This is a genomic window from Clostridioides sp. ES-S-0001-03, assembly GCF_020676075.1.
GTDB lineage: Bacteria > Bacillota > Clostridia > Peptostreptococcales > Peptostreptococcaceae > Clostridioides.
The window spans coordinates 86,474-105,773 of the sequence record NZ_JACVWJ010000001.1 but is presented as its reverse complement, the minus strand read 5'-3'; the positions used below and the strand labels follow the sequence as shown (position 1 = coordinate 105,773).

The window sequence follows — 19,300 nt, the reverse complement described above, 5'->3', positions numbered from 1 at the left end:
CTCTAATATAATCTTACTCACCCTTTATATACTTTAATTTATTAGGTATTTTTAGTTTTTTCATAGAGATATTTTCTTCAGCTTTTATACTAACTTTCATTGGATAAGTACTTTGTATACTATCTAAATATTTACTACCTTTATCTACGTAACTAGATAGTTTATCTTTATCACCAATACATTTTATTTCATAGGGTTGTGCCACTGGAACTCCATTTATATTTATATGGCTACCTGCAAGTACAACTTCTGAGTACTGATTAATTCTTTGACCATTTATTTCTATGTATTTTCCTCCATTTGCTTTTAATTCATTTATGACTTTCACAAGGATTTTATTGTAGTCTATGCTATTGGCAATGTTTCCTGTTTTTTCATCTATGGCATCTATACTTAATACTATTCCGCTACCATTTACATCTGAATATGAAAGACTCTCCCTAAGACTTTCTATTTTAGAGATTTCATCAGAATTCTTTTGATTTTTCTTCATTGAATTAATTTCTTTATCTAATTTATCTTTCTCTTTTGCCAGTTCTTTTATAGATTTTCTTGTTATTCTTATTTCTTTTCTTATTGACTTATCCTTACTTGTATAAACTGTTTCTTCATTGCTATAATCTCTAAATATGGTTCCAACAAGCATACCTAAAATAGTACTTGCTAGTATTATAAACACATATTGTTTTTTCATACTGTATTACTCCTTACAAATTTATTTTTATATGATAATTTTCTTTAATTAAATATTAAACATTTACATATGCTTATTATATCAGAGTTATATGTTAAAATTCATCTTTAGTATATAATATCATACATTATACTTATGCCCCTACCCTACTAACATCGAATATATGGGTACATTGGATTTTGCTGTAGAAGAAAAAAATAACTTAAGTCGCCTTAAAAATAGTTTTTTCTATTTCCAATTTTTAAATATAATAAAATTAATGCTTTAGAAAATGTAATTGTAAATATAAATCTATTAAAATCTAAAATAGAAAAAGGAAATGAGTTTTTACTAGTTCATTTCCTTTTTATTTATAAATTAAAATATTTCTCCAATATAATTTAATTATAATAAATCTATATGTATACAAAGTATTAATATTTTACATCTCATTTAATTTTCTTTTTAAGTCTTCAACATATTGCATTTGTATTTTTTTTAAGTTCATAAAGAGATAAGATAAAATTTTTATAATAGGATTTTTAACATATATATTTTCTATAAACACTATTTTAGTTTTTTCATTCTCTTCAAAAAATTCACCTTGCCAATTACCATAGAAAAATTTATTTTCCATGTTAAATTTATAAAGCTTATTTTTAGTTTTTTCTGTAACAGTAAATTTTGTACTGTTTCCATCCTTATTGTACTCAATAAAAGTACTTCCATCATCGAATACTTCAATTTTACTTATATCACTTCTCCATTTATAATCACGATTGTCTGTAACTATATTCCAAACTGTTTCCACATCTGCATTAAAATAAGCTGTTATCTCAGATACTCTACATTTTTTCATAAACTCCTCCTATTTTTTATTGGAACCCAAATTTCACTAACATAATCATCTTTATTACTATCTCCTTCAAGGTAAAGTTCAAAATTGAAATCAGCAACTGGTTCATAGCTAGAGCATTGGAAAAACTCACTATATATTTTTACCCATAAGTTTTGAATAGAATTTGGCATGGCACCTGTACACTTAAAAATAGCCCACTTATGAGAAGGTATTTTAAATAAGGTAAATTTATCATTTTTAGGTTTTTCATCTGTCTCAACAGCTGCATAATAATTAAATAATTGTTTGTTTTGTGAAACTGCCATTTCATCTATTCCTAAAATCCCACCTTTTGTAATAGTGTTTTCTTTTACATAAGAAATTAGTTCTCTATACAAACTACTCTTAAACAAGTCTTGCCAAAACCTTGGTATTTGTTTTCTAAATACATCTTCATCTTTCGAAAATTGTTTTTTTAAAGCAATTACTGAAAATTCTCCCTCATCGACAATTTTGTAATCTAAAATATTTCCTCCATCTAAAGATATTTTTAATGTTATCTTGCTAAATGATTTTAGGCTTGAATTTCCTTTTCTAGCAATAGATGGCGTTATTCCATGAAATCTAACAAAGGCTTTAGTAAAGCTTTCTGCTGTTTCGTAACCATATTTAAAAGCTATGTCTATGATTTTACTATTTGAAGTAGTTAATTCAAGCCCAGCTAGTGTTAATCGTCTATTCCTAATATATTCACCAACAGATATACCTACTAATACACTAAACATTCGTTGATAATAAAACACTGACATATTTGTATACCTTGCTAAATATTCATAATCTAACTTTTCTAAAATATTTTCTTCAATATAATCAATAGATTGTTGTAATCCATCTAGCCATTTCATATGTACCCCCATATTTTATAATAAATTTTCTAAATTTTCTTGTCTTTTTGTGCAAAGATTTATCTGTTTAAATTATAGCAAAAAACAGCAAACTGCCATAGCTTCAAAGCCATAGCAGTTTGCTGTTGATTATATATACTAGTTAATATTAATTTTAAACAGACATACTTTATATATTTTCCTCATATTTTGAGATTCTCTTAACTAATTCATCTCTCAATTTTCCTACTTCATCAAATCTCATATTCGGACTATAGTAACTTTCTATAATATCATGTTTTGATTTAGCTCTCTTAAGATTTAAAATTGACCAACAAATTAAGTCATCTAAAACTTTCTCATCAAATTTAATATCTTCTTCGTATTTAAGTAATTTTTCTCTATTTAAAAATTGATTCAAATCAATTGTATCTTCATCTTTAAAAGTACTGCTTATAGTTATTCCTATATCTAAATCAGTTAATAATATAGTTTCAATTTTTTCAGGAATAAGCGGATAGTGATAAACTTCTACATTCAAACCTTTCTCAATTGCTTTTTTGTACACTTTACTCAAAAGTGTAGTTTTCCCAGAGCCTATTTCCCCTGATAAATAATAAACCTTCCCTACATCCTTTAAAATATGTTCTGTATAATCTAAGCATCCTACAGGAGTTATCCCTGAGCCAAATAAATGCTTTTCTTTCTTTAACTTTCCTGTACTATCTACTCCATCAAATAATCTTTTTATGAATTCTTCTGTAACTAAATTTACTTTTCCATAGTCCATACAGTCAGAATATTTTTCCTCGATATCTCTAAAAATTGGCTCTGCTGATTTTAAAAATTTAAATGCTCTTTTAAAAGCATTACTAATATCTTTATCATAGTTTGAAATTTCTTGTCTATTTTTTTCTAACTCCTCTGTATTCCAGTAATCTCCTAAATTAATTATCTCGTCCAAAGCACCTGGGAGTTTAGGGTCTACAGTATGTGGAGCAGTTGCATCCATAAGTACCACGCCTAGTTTCTTTATAACTACACCATCCAACGAACTTGGGTCAGAAGGGCAATGATATAATTCAATATCATATCCTCTATGCAAAAACTCTTTATAAATTTTTTTCATTAGTGAGGATTTTCCTACTCCAGGTCCACCCTTTAAACAAAAAACTCTTTTTACATTTTCCGGAATTATATAGTCAAAAAAAGAATATGAGCCTTGTGATGTGTTTCCACCTGGAAATGCCTTTTTTATCTTTCCTTCCATATTAGCGCCTCCTCATAATTTACCATACCTCTTAATTAAGATATTAATATTATACGAGTTTTGTTACAGCTTTATGCTTTTACTAAATATAAAACTTATCATTCAGCAATGACAATAACTTATTTTACTTAATTTCAATCTATTATTATACTCTAATTTAGGTTTTGTCCAAAAGTATAATAAAACCTTCTATATTGTGGTGTAGCTGTCTGTATTGCTTAAATCTAATTGTCTCGATTGTTATTTTATGTTAAAATAAAATTAAAAAATACATCTGTTTTTCTTCAGAAATGGGTGAAATTCCCTATCGGCGGTAAAAGCCCGCGAGCCTTATGGCAGAATTTGGTCAAATTCCAAAGCCGACAGTAAAATCTGGATGGTAGAAGAAAATAGTATACGAGTACCTTTATGTAATTTTACATGAGTAATCTATACAAATCCTTCAACTACCGCATTTATTCATGAAAATAAACATATTCTAAGGTACCTAAAACATAGGTGCTTTTTTGTTGTTTATTTTGTAACTATACTGTACTTATAAAACAAAATCTACTATGTAAAAGATTGGGGTGTTATCAGTGAAACAAAAATGGATAGTATTAATTATCATCTGTATTGGTGTATTTATGTCTACTCTTGATGGAAGTATACTAAATATCGCAAATCCTACAATTGCTGCCGACTTTAAAATTAATATGTCGCAAATCCAATGGGTAGTTACAGCTTATATGTTGGTTGTAACAGCTACTATGTTGTTTTTTGGGAAACTTGGCGATAAGGTGGGTTCAAATTATCTATATACGTTAGGATTTTTTGTATTTACAATAGGTTCCTTTCTATGTAGTATATCTAATAACCTAACAACATTGATTTTATCAAGAATATTTCAAGCAATTGGAGCAAGTATTTTAATGGCAACTGGACTTGGTATAGTTTCTAATGCATTTCCAGCAAATGAGAAGGGAAAGGCTATAGGAATTACTGGAGCAGTAGTTGGGATAGGGAATATGAGTGGTCCTGTAATTGGTGGAATACTTTTAGAGCACTTTGGATGGCCTTCTATCTTCATAATCAATATACCTATTGGTATTATAGCAGTCTTTCTTGGAATAAAATTTCTACCAAAACCTATTTTAGATGAACAAAACAAAAGTTTCGATATTCCAGGACTTCTATTATTTGCATCTTGTACCACACTTATCTTACTTGCAATGAATGGAGAAGGAAATACAAAATGGTATCTAGGAATAGTAGCAATTATAGCATTTTTAATGTTGGTATTAAGAGAAGTAAAATTTAAACAAAGTTTTATTGATTTACCTTTGTTTAAAAATAGAAATTTCACTATAGGCAATATTATTGGAATAGCTTGTTATTTTCCTCAAATGGCAGTATCTTTTCTACTTCCTTTTTATCTAGAGCAACTAAAAAATTTATCTCCTATGATGGCTGGTTCTGTCATGACTGTTCATCCACTTATTATGGTACTTATAGCACCTATTTCCGGTTCTCTTTCTGACAAACATGGTGCAAAAAATATTCTGACTGTATCTTTTTCATTTATGACTATTGCTCTGGTTGGAATGGCACTTTTAAAAGCTGATTCTCCATTATATCTTTTGATTCTATGCTTAATTATTTTTGGCTTTGGATTAGGTTCTTTTAGTTCACCAAACAATAGTAGTATCTTGGCAGACGTTCCTCCTCAAAAACAAGGATATGGGGGAAGTTTTCTTGCAACTGTTCGTAATTTGTCATTTGCTCTTGGAACAGCCTTTTTCAGTAGTTTCTTTGCACAAAGACTTACATATCATCAAAAGTCTACAAGTCATACACTAGCTTATGTTGCGGCTAGTAATCAATCTTACTGGATTGCAGCATCAGTATGCTTTATAGGACTCATACTTACCGTTTGCTTTATGAGAAAGACAGAAAAATCTACTTCTTAGTCAAAATTCATTACTAATTATATAAGTCAGTAAATCTTTAAACAAACTAATTTTATTAATTTCTAACAATAATTACCGATATTTATTGCTTATAAACAACAAGGATGCCACAAAATTTCCCTTAAAAACATTTTGAGGCATCCTTTATTTGATTTTAATATATATAAACACTTAAAATTAATCTACTGTTATTTCATATCCATGTTGATTGTATTGACTTACAATTTCTTCCCAAAGTTCTTCAACACCAGTCTTTTTTAGTGAAGAAACAGGAATTACTTTTTCACTACTCTCCATTTGCAATTTCTTTCTTATAATACTTATATGCTTTTGATATTGTCCTCTAGATATTTTGTCTGCCTTAGTTGCAATAACTACACAGTTATATCCAAAATGTTTTATCCATTCGTACATAAGTTTATCGTCTGCTGTAGGTTCATGTCTAATATCTACAAGTAGGAATATAGAACATAATTCTTGTCTACTTTCTAGATATCGTTCCATTATACCTCCCCATTTTTCTTTTTCAGATTTGGCTATTTTAGCATACCCATATCCTGGAAGGTCTACAAAATAAAATTCGTTATTTATAAGATAAAAATTTATAGTTCTAGTTTTTCCTGGTGTTTGACTAGTTCTAGCAAAGTTTCTTCTATTAAGTAATGTATTTATTATTGATGATTTTCCAACATTTGACCTACCAGCCAGAGCTATCTCTGGGATACCTTCTGCTGGATACTGTGATTTATTCACAGCACTCATAGTTATCTCTGAACTTCTAATTTTCATTTTTTTCACCACTCTTTAATAAAGCTTGTTCTAATACTTCATCCATATGCTCTACAAGTACAAACTCCATCTTTTCTTTTACATTTTCTGGTATCTCATCTAAATCAGCTTCACACTCTTTAGGAATTAGAACTTTTGTTATGCCAGCTCTATGAGCTGCTAATAGTTTTTCCTTAACTCCTCCTACAGCTAACACTCTACCTCTTAAAGTTATTTCTCCTGTCATAGCTATATTACCTGGTACAGGTCTCTTAGTAAGTGCTGAAATCACTGCAAGTGCCATAGTTATACCAGCTGATGGTCCATCTTTTGGAACAGCACCTTCTGGGATGTGTATATGAATATCATTAGTTTTATAAAAATCAGGGTCTATATCAAACTTGTCCACTATTGATCTTATATAAGAAATACCTGTCTTAGCAGATTCTTTCATAACATCTCCTAGTTTTCCAGTTAATACAATTTCACCCTTTCCTTTAAGCACATTTACCTCTACTTCAAGGGTAACTCCACCAACTGCTGTCCATGCAAGTCCATTTACAAGCCCTATTTGAGGATTAAGCTCTGCAAGTTGGTATTTAAACATATCTTTTCCAAGATATTTTTCTAAGTCAGACTTATTTACAACAACTTCTTCAAGTGTTGGGTCCTCAACATATTTTTTGGCAATTTTTCTACAAACTTTACCAATAGTTCTTTCTAATGTTCTTACTCCAGCTTCTCTTGTATAATGATTTATTATGCTTCTTAAAGTTTCATCATCCATTTTTACAAAATTCTCTTTTAAAGCATGCTCTTTAATTTGTTTTGGAAGTAAGTATTGTTTTGCTATATTTAACTTTTCTTCTTCTATATATCCAGATACTTCTATTACTTCCATTCTATCCAATAATGGTCTTGGAATATTGCTTAAACTGTTTGCTGTTGTAACAAATAGTATCTTTGATAAATCAAAAGGTATTTCTAAATAGTGGTCCACAAAATCCTTATTTTGCTCTGGGTCCAATACTTCCAGCATAGCTGAAGCTGGGTCACCTTTATAATCTGCTGCCATTTTATCTATCTCATCAAATAAAAACACAGGATTTTTAGTCTGAGCTTCTTTGACTCCATTAATTATTCTTCCTGGAATAGAACCTACATAAGTCCTTCTGTGTCCTCTTATTTCGGCTTCATCTCTAACGCCACCTAAAGATATTCTTACAAATTTTCTATTTAATGCTCTTGCTATTGATTTGACTATAGATGTTTTCCCTGTCCCTGGAGGTCCAACTAGACATATTATAGGACCTTTAAGTGATTTAGCAAGAGTTCTTATGGCTAAATACTCTAATATTCTTTCTTTAACCTTCTCCAGCCCGTAATGGTCCTCATCTAGTATAGCTTGTGCTTTAACTATATCTAGTTTATCCTTTGTTTCTTTATTCCATGGTAATGAGAATATAGTATCCAAATAATTTCTACTTACAGATACATCTGGAGACATTGAAGATATCTTTGAAAATTTATCAATTTCTTTTTCTATTTTCTCTTTAGTAGTTTTAGGTGCTTTTATTTTTTTAAGCTTTTCTCTATACTCATCTGCTTCAGAATTTATATCTTCTTCCTCACCTAATTCCTTTTGTATAGCTTTTAATTGCTCTCTAAGATAGTATTCTTTTTGAACTTTATTCATTTGTTTTTTAACTCTTAAAGTTATCTTTTTTTCTATTTTTAATATATCTATCTCTTCTAGTAATATAGAATATATAAGTTCAAGTCTTTTCTTAATATCAAATTCTTCTAATATTTCTTGTTTCTGACTTGATTTTAGATAAATATTTGCAGCTATTGTATCTATAAATCTATCTACATCTTCTATATCAGCTAAAGATATCAATATTTCTGGTGATACTCTATTTCCAATATTTATATACTCTTCAAAAGCATCAAATACATTTCTTACAAATGCTTCAATTTCAACTTCTGTTTCACTATCTAAATTATCACTATCAAAAACAATTTCTTCTATTACTGCTCTAAAGTATCCTTCTTCTTGCTCTATTTTTTTAACTCTACCTCTTGATACACCCTCAACCAAAACGCGAACTGTATCTCCTGGTAATTTTATCATTTGTTTAACTTTACAAATTGTTCCTACATGATAAAAATCCTCTTCACCTGGTTCATCAACATCTGCTTCTTTTTGAGATGTTAAAAATATAAGTTCTTCATCCATCATAGCTTGGTCTAAAGCTTTAAGAGATATTTCTCTTCCTATATCAAAATTTAATATCATATATGGAAATATTGCTAATCCCCTCAAAGGGATTAATGGTAATTCATGATCTATTTTAGTATAATTTTGTTCCATCAACATTACTCCTTTTCTAGTTTAATTATTTTGCATTTTATATTATATATTTGCACATGTTAATTTTCAACATTAACAATAACTTCTTGGCATATTATATTATTATTTTATTATGATATAATATTAATGTTAGTATACTTAGATGTTATTTATCATTTGGAGGTTTCTATTATGTTGAAATTGTTTTTAACCTTTTTAAAAATTGGTGCGTTTACATTTGGTGGTGGATACGCTATGGTTCCTCTTATACAAGATGAACTTGTAAACAAACAAAAACTTTTAGAGCAGGAAGAATTTATCGATTATCTATCCATAGCTCAAAGTTATCCTGGAGTACTAGCAATTAATATATCTGTATTATTAGGATATAAGCTTTATGGTATACCAGGAGTTCTTATATGTACCCTAGGCTCTGCTCTACCGTCATTTTGTATAGTCTTAGTATTGTCATATTTATACTTTAAAAATTCCTCATCTAAAATTCTAGATGGATTTTTTAAAGGAGTTGCGCCTGTAGTAATAGCTCTTATATTGTATTCTTTTACAAGCATGTTTAAGAAACTGCCAAAGTCTAAAACTAACATACTACTATTAATTATAGCAGTTTTATCTGTTGGTGTATTCAATATAAGTCCTATTTATTTAATAATTGGAGGAGGTGTATATAGTCTATGTCAGAAATAACACTACTCTTCTTAATATTCCTTAAAATAGGAGCCTTTAGTTTTGGTGGTGGTTATGCTATGCTACCATTTATTCAACAAGAATTTATATCTAAATACCACCTTATAACTAATCAAGAGTTCTTAGATTTACTTGCTATATCACAATCTACGCCAGGTCCTGTAGCAATAAATAGTGCTACATTTGTTGGATTTAAGACTGCTGGTTTTTTTGGTTCTTTATCTGCAACTATCGGTGTTACAGTATTTGCATTAGTAGGTTTAACCATTATATCAAAGTTATTTGCTAAGTTCAAAAATAATAAAAAGGTAGAGAATTTATTAATGGTACTTAGACCAATTACTCTAGGTTTTATACTGTCAGCCGCTTTTTCATCTGCAAAAGAAGTTAATTGGGACTTATATGGAATAATCGCATTTGCAGCATCATTCTATCTTCTATATAAGGGAAAAATTGGCTCTATTGCAATTGTATTCGTCTTTGGTATTATAGGTATTCTACTCACATTTTTATCATAATAATACCTAATTTCATATTAGCATAAAAAAAGGAGCCTTTTAAAGCTCCTTTTCATCATCTTATGCACTTTCCTCTTGATCCTTAAGTACTATGATAGGATTTACTGAGTCTTCGTTCACAGATTTCTCTGTTACTATAACCTTCTTTATATTATCTCTAGATGGTACTTCAAACATAGTTTCCATCATTACACTTTCAACTATACTTCTAAGTCCTCTAGCTCCTGTATTTCTTTCTATAGCCTTTTTAGCTATTGCACGAAGAGCATCATCTTCAAATTCTAGTTCAACATCATCTAACTCTAATAATTTCTTATATTGTTTTACTAGAGCATTTTTAGGTTGTTGTAGTATTTGCATTAGTGCATCTTCATCCAGCAATTCTAAAGTAGCTAAAACTGGTATTCTTCCTATAAATTCAGGTATTATACCATACTTTAATAAATCCTCTGGAAGTACTTTTTCATATAACTTCCCTAAATCTAATTCTTTTTTACTTTCTATCTTAGCTCCAAATCCTAGTGTCTTATCTCCACCACGTTTTTGGATTATCTTTTCTAGCCCATCAAAAGCTCCACCTAATATAAATAATACATTTGTAGTATCTATCTTTAAAAATTCTTGATGAGGATGTTTTCTTCCTCCTTGTGGTGGGACATTTGCAACAGTACCTTCTAATATTTTTAAAAGAGCTTGTTGAACACCCTCTCCACTAACATCTCTAGTTATAGATGGATTTTCAGATTTTCTTGCAATCTTATCTATCTCATCTATATATATTATACCTCTTTCAGCTTTTTCTATATCAAAATCAGCAGCTTGAATAAGTTTTAAAAGTATATTTTCAACATCTTCTCCAACATATCCAGCCTCAGTTAGTGATGTAGCATCTGCCATTGCAAAAGGTACATTTAAAGTTCTAGCTAAAGTCTGTGCTAATAATGTCTTACCAGAACCTGTAGGCCCTAATAAAAGTATATTACTCTTTTGGATTTCTATATCCTTGCTACTAGACTTTTTACTATATATTCTCTTGTAATGATTGTAAACTGCAACTGATAAAGCTTTTTTAGCTTTTTCTTGACCTATTACATAATCATTTAAGATATTCATCATTTCTTTTGGTTTTGGTAAAGATGTAGTATCTTCATCTATAGTATCTTCTATTTCTTCTTGAATAATTTCGTCACAAAGTTCAACACACTCATCACAAATGTATACATTTGGACCTGCAATTAATCTTCTTACTTGATCTTGATTTTTACCGCAGAATGAACACTTTAATTGTCGTTTCTCTTCGTATTTAGACATATTAACACCTCTCTCTATCTACGGTCTCTTTGTAAATACTTCATCTATTAAGCCATATTCCTTAGCTTCTGATGCACTCATGAAGTTATCACGTTCAGTATCCATTTTGATTTTCTCTAATGGCTGACCAGTTCTTTCAGATAATATTTCATTTAAAGTTTCTTTTATTTTTAAAATTCTCTTTGCGTGAATTTCTATATCTGTTGCTTGACCTTGAGCTCCACCTAGTGGTTGATGTATCATTATCTCACTATTTGGTAGTGCTAGTCTTTTTCCTTTTGCTCCTGCTGCCAACAAGAATGCTCCCATAGAAGCAGCCATACCTATACATATAGTACTTACATCTGGTTTGATGTATTGCATAGTATCATATATAGCCATTCCAGAAGTTATACTTCCTCCTGGAGAATTTATATATAAATGTATATCTTTGTCTGGGTCTTCAGCTTCTAAGAATAATAGCTGTGCTACTATAAGCCCTGCTGTGGCATCATTAACTTGATCTCCTAAGAAGATTATTCTGTCCTTTAATAGTCTAGAGAAGATGTCATAAGATCTTTCTCCTCTTCCTGTTTGTTCAACAACTACAGGTACTAATGCCATGGTTTCATACCCCCTTTATTCTATATAATTTACAGTAGCTTTTTTAAGCTACTGTAAATTATTTTACGCATTTAACTAAATTATATTTGCACAACATTATATACTAAACATTCTATAACGTCAACTGTATTAGTTATAGCGGTTATTTTATTAAGCTATTGTTGCACTTTCAACTAATAAGTCTATTGTCTTTCTTATTTTTATTTGTCCTTTTATATCTTCCTTATCAGCATCTCTTAAAGTAGTTTCTATTTTTTCTACTTCCATATTGTAAGCAGAAGCCATTTTTTCTAATTCAGCTTTAAATTCATCTTCTGTTGCTTCAATTCCTTCAGCTTTAGTTATTGCTTCCAATACTAGAGAAGATTTAACTAATTTTTTAGCATCTTCTTTTCTTTCTTCTCTTAATTCTTCCATAGTTCTACCAGTCATCTCTAGTAATTGTTGTAATCCAAATCCTTGATATTGTAATTGGTAATTAAGTTCGTTTAACATATTATCTATTTGATGTTCTACCATAACTTCTGGTATTTCTATTTCTGTATTTTCAGCAACTTTTTCTACTACTGAATTTCTAATTTCTGCATCTGCTTTATTTTTAGCTTCTTCTTCTAATTTAGCTCTTACATCTGCTTTTAATTCATCTAAAGTATCAAATTCACTAGTATCTTTAGCAAATTCATCATCTAATACAGATAATTCTTTTACTTTTACATCATTTACTTTTACATTAAATACAACTGGCTTTCCAGCTAAATCTTCTGAGTGGTATTCTTCTGGGAAAGTAACATTAACTTCAACTTCTTCACCAGCTTTTTTACCTACTAATTGCTCTTCAAATCCTGGTATAAATGTGTTTGAACCTATAACTAAGTTATAATTTTCACCTTTACCACCATCAAAAGCTACACCATTATCAAAACCTTCAAAGTCTATTATAGCTGTATCTCCATCTTCTAAAGCTTTGTCTTCAACACTTACTAATCTAGCATTTTTTTCAACCATTTCTTGTAATTTAGCTTCAACATTTTCATCACTTACAGTATTCTCAACCTTAGCTACTTCTATACCCTTATAGTTTCCTAATTCAAACTCTGGTTTAACTTCAACATTAAGAACCATAACTAATCCATTGTCTTTGCTTATTTCTTCTATATCTAAATCTGGATTGTCTATTGGATCTATATCTAATTCCTTGATAGCTTCTGGATAAACTTCTGGGAATAACACTTCTATAGCATCATTATAGAAGATACCTTTTCCATATTGAGTTTCTATAACAATTCTTGGAGCTTTACCTTTTCTGAATCCAGGTATATTATATTTGCTTTTGCTTTTATTATAAGCCTTATTTACTGCTGCTTCAAATTTATTGTTATCTACTGTTATTTTTAAAGTAACTTTATTACCCTCTTTTTTAATTAGTTCTGCTTTCATCCTTCTAATCCTCCTAGTGATATTTATGTAATACCCGATAATGGTATCATAATTCATTCTATTTATAATTCAACCACTTAATTATATCACATAAGTTTTTTTATTTACAAGTGTTCCATTAATATCGTTGTACTTATTTGATAAAATTTAATTTTTTGAGTGTTTTTTGCTATTTTTTTAGATAAATACACCTTTATATGCGTATTTCCTCTATATTTATATCATCTTCTTCTATCTCCATAATTACAAAACTCTTATACGATACTCCTCTTGGAAGTGAAGTACTTCCAGGATTTATGTAAAGCACACCATTTTTAATTTCTCTAAATGGAGTATGAGTATGACCGAATATAACTATGTCGGCATTAACTTCAGTAGCTTTATTTTCTAACATTTGTGTTCCATATTTTACACCATACTTATCACCATGGCATAAAAATATAGTCTTATTTGCTACTTCAAAGACAAGTTCTTCTTCTATAGCATCAAAATCACAATTTCCTTTAACTGCAATAATTCCCACTTTAGTCATATTATGAAGATATCTTGAGTCTGTAAAGTTGTCTCCTGCATGAATTATTAAGTCACATTCTTCTAAATATGGTATTGTCTTTTCCATATTTTTAATCATCATATGTGTATCACTTATTATGCCTATTCTCATTACTTCACTACCCTTTTCATAAACTCTTGTTTCATAATCTTTAGTCCATTTGCTCTGTGGCTGATTGAATTTTTTATAACACTAGGTATTTCACCAAAAGTTTTATTATATCCCTTTACTATAAACAAGCTATCATATCCAAAGCCATTTTTGCCCTTTTCTTCAAAGCCTATCATTCCTTCACAAATTCCTCTTACTACAAATTCTTTTCCATCTGGAAAAACTACTGCTATTGCAGAGACAAATCTTGCATTTCTTTTACTCATTGGCACATTTTGCATGGCTTTTAATAGCTTTTCTCTATTTTCTTCATCTGTAGCATGCTCTCCTGCATATCTAGCTGAATAAACACCTGGTTTTTTGCCTAATGCATCTACCTCTAAACCAGAATCATCTGCTATAGCTATAAGTTTAGTTTTTCTAGCTATTGTTCTAGCTTTTATCAATGCATTATGCTCAAAGGTTTTTCCATCCTCTATTATTTCTATACCTGCTAAATCAACATCTTTTAGAGAATATACAGTATATTCAAAGTCCTTTAAGATTGCACCTATTTCTTCTAACTTATGAGCATTATTAGTAGCAATAACAACTTCATTGCCATAATCCATACCTAATATATCATCTGCTATTTCACCTAAAACATCCCTTTGATGCCTTATTAGTTCTTTATTCCCTTTTTCTCCTAACTCTAACAATAAATTTAAATCTTTTCTTGAAAAAGGTTTCTCTTCACCAGTCCCCTGTACTTCTACAAACTCACACTTATCAGTCATTATTATATTCATATCTACTTGTGCTTTAGAATCTTCTTCGTAACATAAATCTAGCATATGAGTTTCATTTACTATTCCGACACTAATTGCAGATACAAAATTTGTTATTGGCATTTCTTTTAATGTTTTTGCTTTATATAATTTATAGATTGCTTCTGCAACTGCTACAAACGCCCCAGTTATAGATGCAGTTCTAGTTCCACCATCAGCTTGAATCACATCACAATCTACCCAAATAGTTCTTTCTCCTAATTTATTTAAGTCTATAACAGACCTTATCGCTCTTCCTATTAACCTTTGTATCTCTTGAGTTCTTCCGTCGATTTTTCCTCTAGATGCGTCCCTTATTTTTCTCTGTTGAGTTGCCCTTGGTAACATTGAATATTCAGCATTTATCCACCCAGTACCACTATTTCTCAAAAAAGGAGGTACTTTTTCTTCCACTGATGCAGTACATATAACCTTTGTCTCTCCCATTTCTATAAGAACAGAACCTTCTGCGTACTTTGTATAATTTCTAGTAATCTTTACAGGTCTTATCTGTTCATTAGTTCTATCATAACTTCTGGTCATTTTTTATATCCTTTCCTAATCCTTATATATTTTATAAATTTATTTTTATAAGTTTTAATTTTATTAATCTCATATAATGTCATTTTTCATAATTCGATAGCTTACTGAACTATTCTATCATTAATTATAGTAGTTTTCTACTAAATTAAGTGACTTTTTAGCCCTCTAATACAGCTTTTACTTCATCTTTCGATAATAAAGTTAATAATTCTAAAAATCTCTCTTCATCTATAACTTTAATTCCTAAATCATTTGCTTTTGTAAGTTTAGAGCCAGCTTCTTCTCCAGCTAAAACAAAAGTTGTCGATTTACTTACACTAGATGTAGCTTTTCCACCTCTTTTTTCTATCATATCTTTTGCATCATTTCTTTTTAATGTAGGAAGTGTACCAGTCAATACTATTTTCATTCCTTCAAATATTCTTTCTACTGTTTCACCTGTATTTTCTAATGATTTTGTATTTACTCCTACACTTTTTAGTTTTTCTATGACATTTATATTTTTATCTTCCTTAAAAAACTCAACAACACTATTTGCCATTATACTCCCAAATTCCTCTAAATCTTCTAATTGCTCAATTGTTGCAGAAATCACATCATCTAAATCTTTAAATTTTGAAGCAAGTATCTTAGCTGCCTTAACGCCTATAAATTTAATTCCTAAACCATTTATAAGTCTCCATAAATCATTTTCTTTTGACTTTTCTATTGAATTTATTAAATTATCAGCAGATTTTTCACCCATTCTTTCTAAATCAACTACATCTTCCTGTTTTATATAATATAAATCAGACACATCTTGAATTATTTTTTCATTTAGCAACAATGTAATTATAGATTCTCCTAAACCATCTATATTCATCGCGTCTCTTGATACAAAATGTATAATTCCCCTTCTTATTTGAGCTGGACAAGACATATTTATACACTTTACAGCAGCTTCTCCTTCTAATCTTACTGTTGGTTCTGAACAAACAGGGCATTTTTCTGGCATTTTAAAATCTACTTCCTCCCCAGTACGAGCTTCTTTTATAACTTCTAAAACTTGAGGTATTATATCTCCTGCTTTTTGAACCAATACTGTATCATTTATTTTTATGTCCTTCTCTTTTATATAGTCTTCATTATGAAGTGTTGCTCTACTTACAGTAGTACCAGCAAGTCTAATTGGTTCAAGTACTGCTGATGGTGTTATTGTACCAGTTCTTCCAACTTCTACTATTATATCTACTATTTTAGTTTTTTTCTTTTCTGCTGGAAATTTATATGCAATTGCCCATCTTGGGCTCTTTGCCGTATATCCCATCTCTTCCCTTTGTTTTATATTATTTACTTTTATTACCATTCCATCTATCTCGTATTCTAAATTACCTCTATTTTCTGTCCAATGTTCAATATGTTCGATAACTTCATCTATATTTTTACAAACTTTATAATTTTGACTTACTGAAAAGCCTAGCTTTTCTAAATATTCTAAGGATTCGCTGTGACTTTTTAAGTCATAATCTTCTATATTTTCCATATTGAATACAAATATATCTAGTGGTCTCTTTGCAGTTAATTTTGAGTCTAATTGTCTTAATGAACCTGCTGCAAGATTTCTTGGATTAGCAAATAGTGGTTGTTCCTGTTCTTCTTGTTGTTCATTCACTTTTCTAAAGTTATCTTTTGATATATAGACTTCTCCTCTAACTATTAACTCTTTTTTTTCATCTATTTTAAGAGGTATGCTTTTGACCGTCATTAAATTTTGAGAAATATCTTCTCCCACAATCCCATCACCTCTAGTTGCTCCTTTTTCAAACGCTCCATTATCATAGGTAAGACCTACTGAAAGCCCATCTATTTTAAATTCAACAACGTATTCAACATTGTCTCCCACATAATCTTGAACTCTCTTATCAAAATCTCTCAAATCTTGTTCTGAAAAAGCATTTGATAAACTTAGCATAGGAGTTTTATGTACAATTTGATTAAATTTATCTAATGGCTTACCTCCTACTCTATTTGTTGGAGAATCAACTCTCTTTAGTTCTGGATTTTGTTCTTCCAAAGATATTAGTTCTTTCATTAGCTTGTCATATTCGTAGTCCGATATTTCTGGGCTATCTTGGTTATAATACCTTTCATTATGATAGTTTATTTGTTCTATAAGTTTATTAATTTCATTTTTAACGCTCACTCTTAGCACCTCTTCATATTTTTTAAATTGAATCATTTTAAAATTTCCCTATAATTAATTATTTCCTATTTATATATTTTTTAGTATATCACTTTTTTGACTTTAAATTTATTACAAAAAAAACTCTTATAGTATCTCTAACAATACCAATAAGAGTTTTTTATTTTCATTAGAATTTTTATATATTTAATAACCTTTTGATATATCTACAACATTATCTACAGGTTTATTTTCTATTATATAATGTTTTAAATTATTATAGACCATATTAAATGTTCTCTCTTTATTTTTATCAGACACCCAAGAGTTATGAGGAGTTACTATAACATTTTCAAGCTCCCATAGTTTATTATCTTTACTTAAAGGCTCACTTTCAAATACATCTAACGCTACACCTCTAAACTTCTCTACACAATCTTCTAAATCTTTCTGATTAATGGTGTTTCCTCTACCTACATTAATAAATACAGAACCTTCTTTCATAAGATTAAACATATCTTTATTTACTATTCCGTCTGTACTCTTTGTAGAAGGCATTGCTACGACTATTATGTCACATTCCTTAAATACAACATCCATATCTTCAGTAGAAAAACACTTGTCAAAGTATTTTTTATTACTTCCATCAGTATTGACTCCCCATATTTCTACACCAAAGGCCTTTAACCTTTTAGCTGCTTCTGATGATATAGTTCCTGTTCCAAGAAATCCAACCCTTTGACCATATAATTCTGATACAGAAAAATCCATTTTCCATTCTTTATTTTTCTGTTGTTTAAAAAATTTTGCACTATTTTTATAAATTTCTAAAATATACATAACAATGCTTTCACCAATAGGTATACTATACCCGCCTCTATTGTTAGCTATTTTGATATCTCTTTTTAACACATCTTCTTTTGGTATTTGGTCTATACCTACACTTGTTGTTTGTATATATTTTAAATTTTCCATTTTGGAAATATCTAGTCTGTCAAAAGGATTATATGTAACTAGCACATCTGCAGTGTTTACATCTTCATTATTTTCTATACTATCTTCAGAATAATGTATAACATCATATCCTAATTCATTTATTTTTTTAAATTTTTCTTCTCCATAATTTATTGTAAATAATACTTTCATTTTACTTTCCTCCATCCACTTATATTAAGATTTTTATATCTTACAGTATAATATGATACTTAACACATATTAGTTAAATTTATTAGAAGATGGTTCTAAAAACTAATTTACTTATGCTCAATTGTTTTTCCTGAAGACATAGCATTGCGTTCTTGAACTAAATTTTCTATTAAATTATTTAATGTCCAATCAATAGATGTCTCTGTTACCATTGCTGTAAAAGGTCTATTTATTCTTACTTTTTTCAATCCTTCTAAAAATGCATTTACTTGTGTGCTGGAAATATTATTAAATATTACAGACTTACTTTTAATTCCATTATCACATTCACTTGATATATTCCCATCCAAAATATCTCTTACTATGTTTTCACCATTTTTATCACTTAAAATGATATGGTCTCTTATTCCAGCAAAATTACTAACATTTTTAATTAATGATAATTCTTTTTGATTAAAATTTACAAACATAATACATTTCCTGCTGTGTATTTTATCTAGATTATTATTATTTATTTTTTCAAATGACATTTTATCCATCCTTTCATTTATCTATATATTTTAATTTACCCTATCTATTTAAAATAATCAATTTTTACAGATAATTTTTATATTAATACCCCAAATTACATACAACTAATTCATCTATCCAAAACTAATATATAAATTTAG

Annotated in this window: 17 protein-coding genes and 1 riboswitch; of the genes, 3 read left to right on the top strand and 14 right to left on the bottom strand. The window is 29.3% G+C overall.

Annotation, left to right across the window (positions count from 1 at the left end):
* Window positions 1–13: 13 nt before the first annotated feature.
* From IC174_RS00465 to IC174_RS00450, 4 genes are all read right to left on the bottom strand, one after another.
* Complete coding sequence (locus tag IC174_RS00465) at window positions 14–694, bottom strand: DUF881 domain-containing protein (RefSeq protein ID WP_227435794.1); 681 nt, start codon at window positions 692–694, stop codon at window positions 14–16.
* Between the two features lie 421 nt (window positions 695–1,115).
* Window positions 1,116–1,532: an SRPBCC family protein gene (locus IC174_RS00460; protein ID WP_227481846.1), complete on the bottom strand. Its 417-nt coding sequence runs from the start codon at window positions 1,530–1,532 to the stop codon at window positions 1,116–1,118.
* Window positions 1,529–2,416 (bottom strand): AraC family transcriptional regulator, encoded by an 888-nt coding sequence (locus IC174_RS00455; protein ID WP_227481845.1) that lies wholly within the window; start codon window positions 2,414–2,416, stop codon window positions 1,529–1,531. The genes IC174_RS00460 and IC174_RS00455 overlap by 4 nt, the downstream gene beginning before the upstream one ends.
* A 169-nt stretch (window positions 2,417–2,585) precedes the next feature.
* Window positions 2,586–3,665 (bottom strand): ATP-binding protein, encoded by a 1,080-nt coding sequence (locus IC174_RS00450; RefSeq protein ID WP_227481844.1) that lies wholly within the window; start codon window positions 3,663–3,665, stop codon window positions 2,586–2,588.
* Window positions 3,666–3,941: 276 nt separating this feature from the next.
* Window positions 3,942–4,057: riboswitch (FMN riboswitch) on the top strand.
* Window positions 4,058–4,243: 186 nt separating this feature from the next.
* Between IC174_RS00450 and IC174_RS00445 the strand changes: the two genes are divergently transcribed.
* Window positions 4,244–5,614 (top strand): MFS transporter, encoded by a 1,371-nt coding sequence (locus IC174_RS00445; RefSeq protein ID WP_227481843.1) that lies wholly within the window; start codon window positions 4,244–4,246, stop codon window positions 5,612–5,614.
* A 177-nt stretch (window positions 5,615–5,791) separates the two neighbouring features.
* On the opposite strand, the gene yihA is transcribed toward IC174_RS00445, so the two are convergent.
* Both yihA and lon read right to left on the bottom strand, forming a co-directional pair.
* Window positions 5,792–6,403, bottom strand: coding sequence for a ribosome biogenesis GTP-binding protein YihA/YsxC (gene yihA / locus IC174_RS00440; RefSeq protein WP_227435760.1), 612 nt, complete (start codon window positions 6,401–6,403; stop codon window positions 5,792–5,794).
* Window positions 6,393–8,756, bottom strand: coding sequence for an endopeptidase La (gene lon / locus IC174_RS00435; protein WP_227435758.1), 2,364 nt, complete (start codon window positions 8,754–8,756; stop codon window positions 6,393–6,395). The genes yihA and lon overlap by 11 nt, the downstream gene beginning before the upstream one ends.
* Before the next feature lie 171 nt (window positions 8,757–8,927).
* Here lon and IC174_RS00430 point away from each other — a divergent pair, with 171 nt between their 5' ends.
* Together IC174_RS00430 and IC174_RS00425 are read left to right on the top strand one after the other, a co-directional pair.
* On the top strand, window positions 8,928–9,440 hold the full coding sequence (locus IC174_RS00430; protein WP_227435756.1) for a chromate transporter: 513 nt from the start codon (window positions 8,928–8,930) through the stop codon (window positions 9,438–9,440).
* Window positions 9,428–9,958 (top strand): chromate transporter, encoded by a 531-nt coding sequence (locus IC174_RS00425; protein WP_227435754.1) that lies wholly within the window; start codon window positions 9,428–9,430, stop codon window positions 9,956–9,958. Before IC174_RS00430 ends, IC174_RS00425 begins: the two co-directional genes overlap by 13 nt.
* 60 nt (window positions 9,959–10,018) lie before the next feature.
* Here the strand turns inward: IC174_RS00425 and clpX are convergent, their stop codons facing one another.
* The 8 genes from clpX to IC174_RS00385 form a co-directional block, all read right to left on the bottom strand.
* Window positions 10,019–11,269, bottom strand: coding sequence for an ATP-dependent Clp protease ATP-binding subunit ClpX (gene clpX / locus IC174_RS00420; RefSeq protein ID WP_227435752.1), 1,251 nt, complete (start codon window positions 11,267–11,269; stop codon window positions 10,019–10,021).
* Window positions 11,270–11,287: 18 nt separating this feature from the next.
* The gene (gene clpP, locus IC174_RS00415) at window positions 11,288–11,872 is read right to left on the bottom strand and encodes an ATP-dependent Clp endopeptidase proteolytic subunit ClpP (RefSeq protein ID WP_227435751.1); all 585 of its coding nucleotides are present in this window, start codon (window positions 11,870–11,872) and stop codon (window positions 11,288–11,290) included.
* A gap of 150 nt (window positions 11,873–12,022) precedes the next feature.
* Complete coding sequence (tig, locus tag IC174_RS00410; RefSeq protein WP_227481842.1) at window positions 12,023–13,309, bottom strand: trigger factor; 1,287 nt, start codon at window positions 13,307–13,309, stop codon at window positions 12,023–12,025.
* A 193-nt stretch (window positions 13,310–13,502) separates the two neighbouring features.
* Window positions 13,503–13,973, bottom strand: a complete 471-nt coding sequence (locus tag IC174_RS00405; RefSeq protein ID WP_227435747.1) for a metallophosphoesterase family protein — start codon at window positions 13,971–13,973, stop codon at window positions 13,503–13,505.
* On the bottom strand, window positions 13,973–15,322 hold the full coding sequence (gene rph, locus IC174_RS00400; RefSeq protein ID WP_227481841.1) for a ribonuclease PH: 1,350 nt from the start codon (window positions 15,320–15,322) through the stop codon (window positions 13,973–13,975). Before rph ends, IC174_RS00405 begins: the two co-directional genes overlap by 1 nt.
* A gap of 157 nt (window positions 15,323–15,479) precedes the next feature.
* A complete protein-coding gene (ligA, locus tag IC174_RS00395) occupies window positions 15,480–17,504 on the bottom strand; it encodes an NAD-dependent DNA ligase LigA (RefSeq protein WP_227481840.1) in 2,025 nt (674 codons plus the stop codon).
* Between the two features lie 186 nt (window positions 17,505–17,690).
* Window positions 17,691–18,629, bottom strand: coding sequence for a phosphoglycerate dehydrogenase (locus tag IC174_RS00390; RefSeq protein WP_227435742.1), 939 nt, complete (start codon window positions 18,627–18,629; stop codon window positions 17,691–17,693).
* 107 nt (window positions 18,630–18,736) lie between these two features.
* Window positions 18,737–19,159, bottom strand: coding sequence for a DUF3783 domain-containing protein (locus IC174_RS00385; RefSeq protein ID WP_227481839.1), 423 nt, complete (start codon window positions 19,157–19,159; stop codon window positions 18,737–18,739).
* Window positions 19,160–19,300 lie beyond the last annotated feature (141 nt).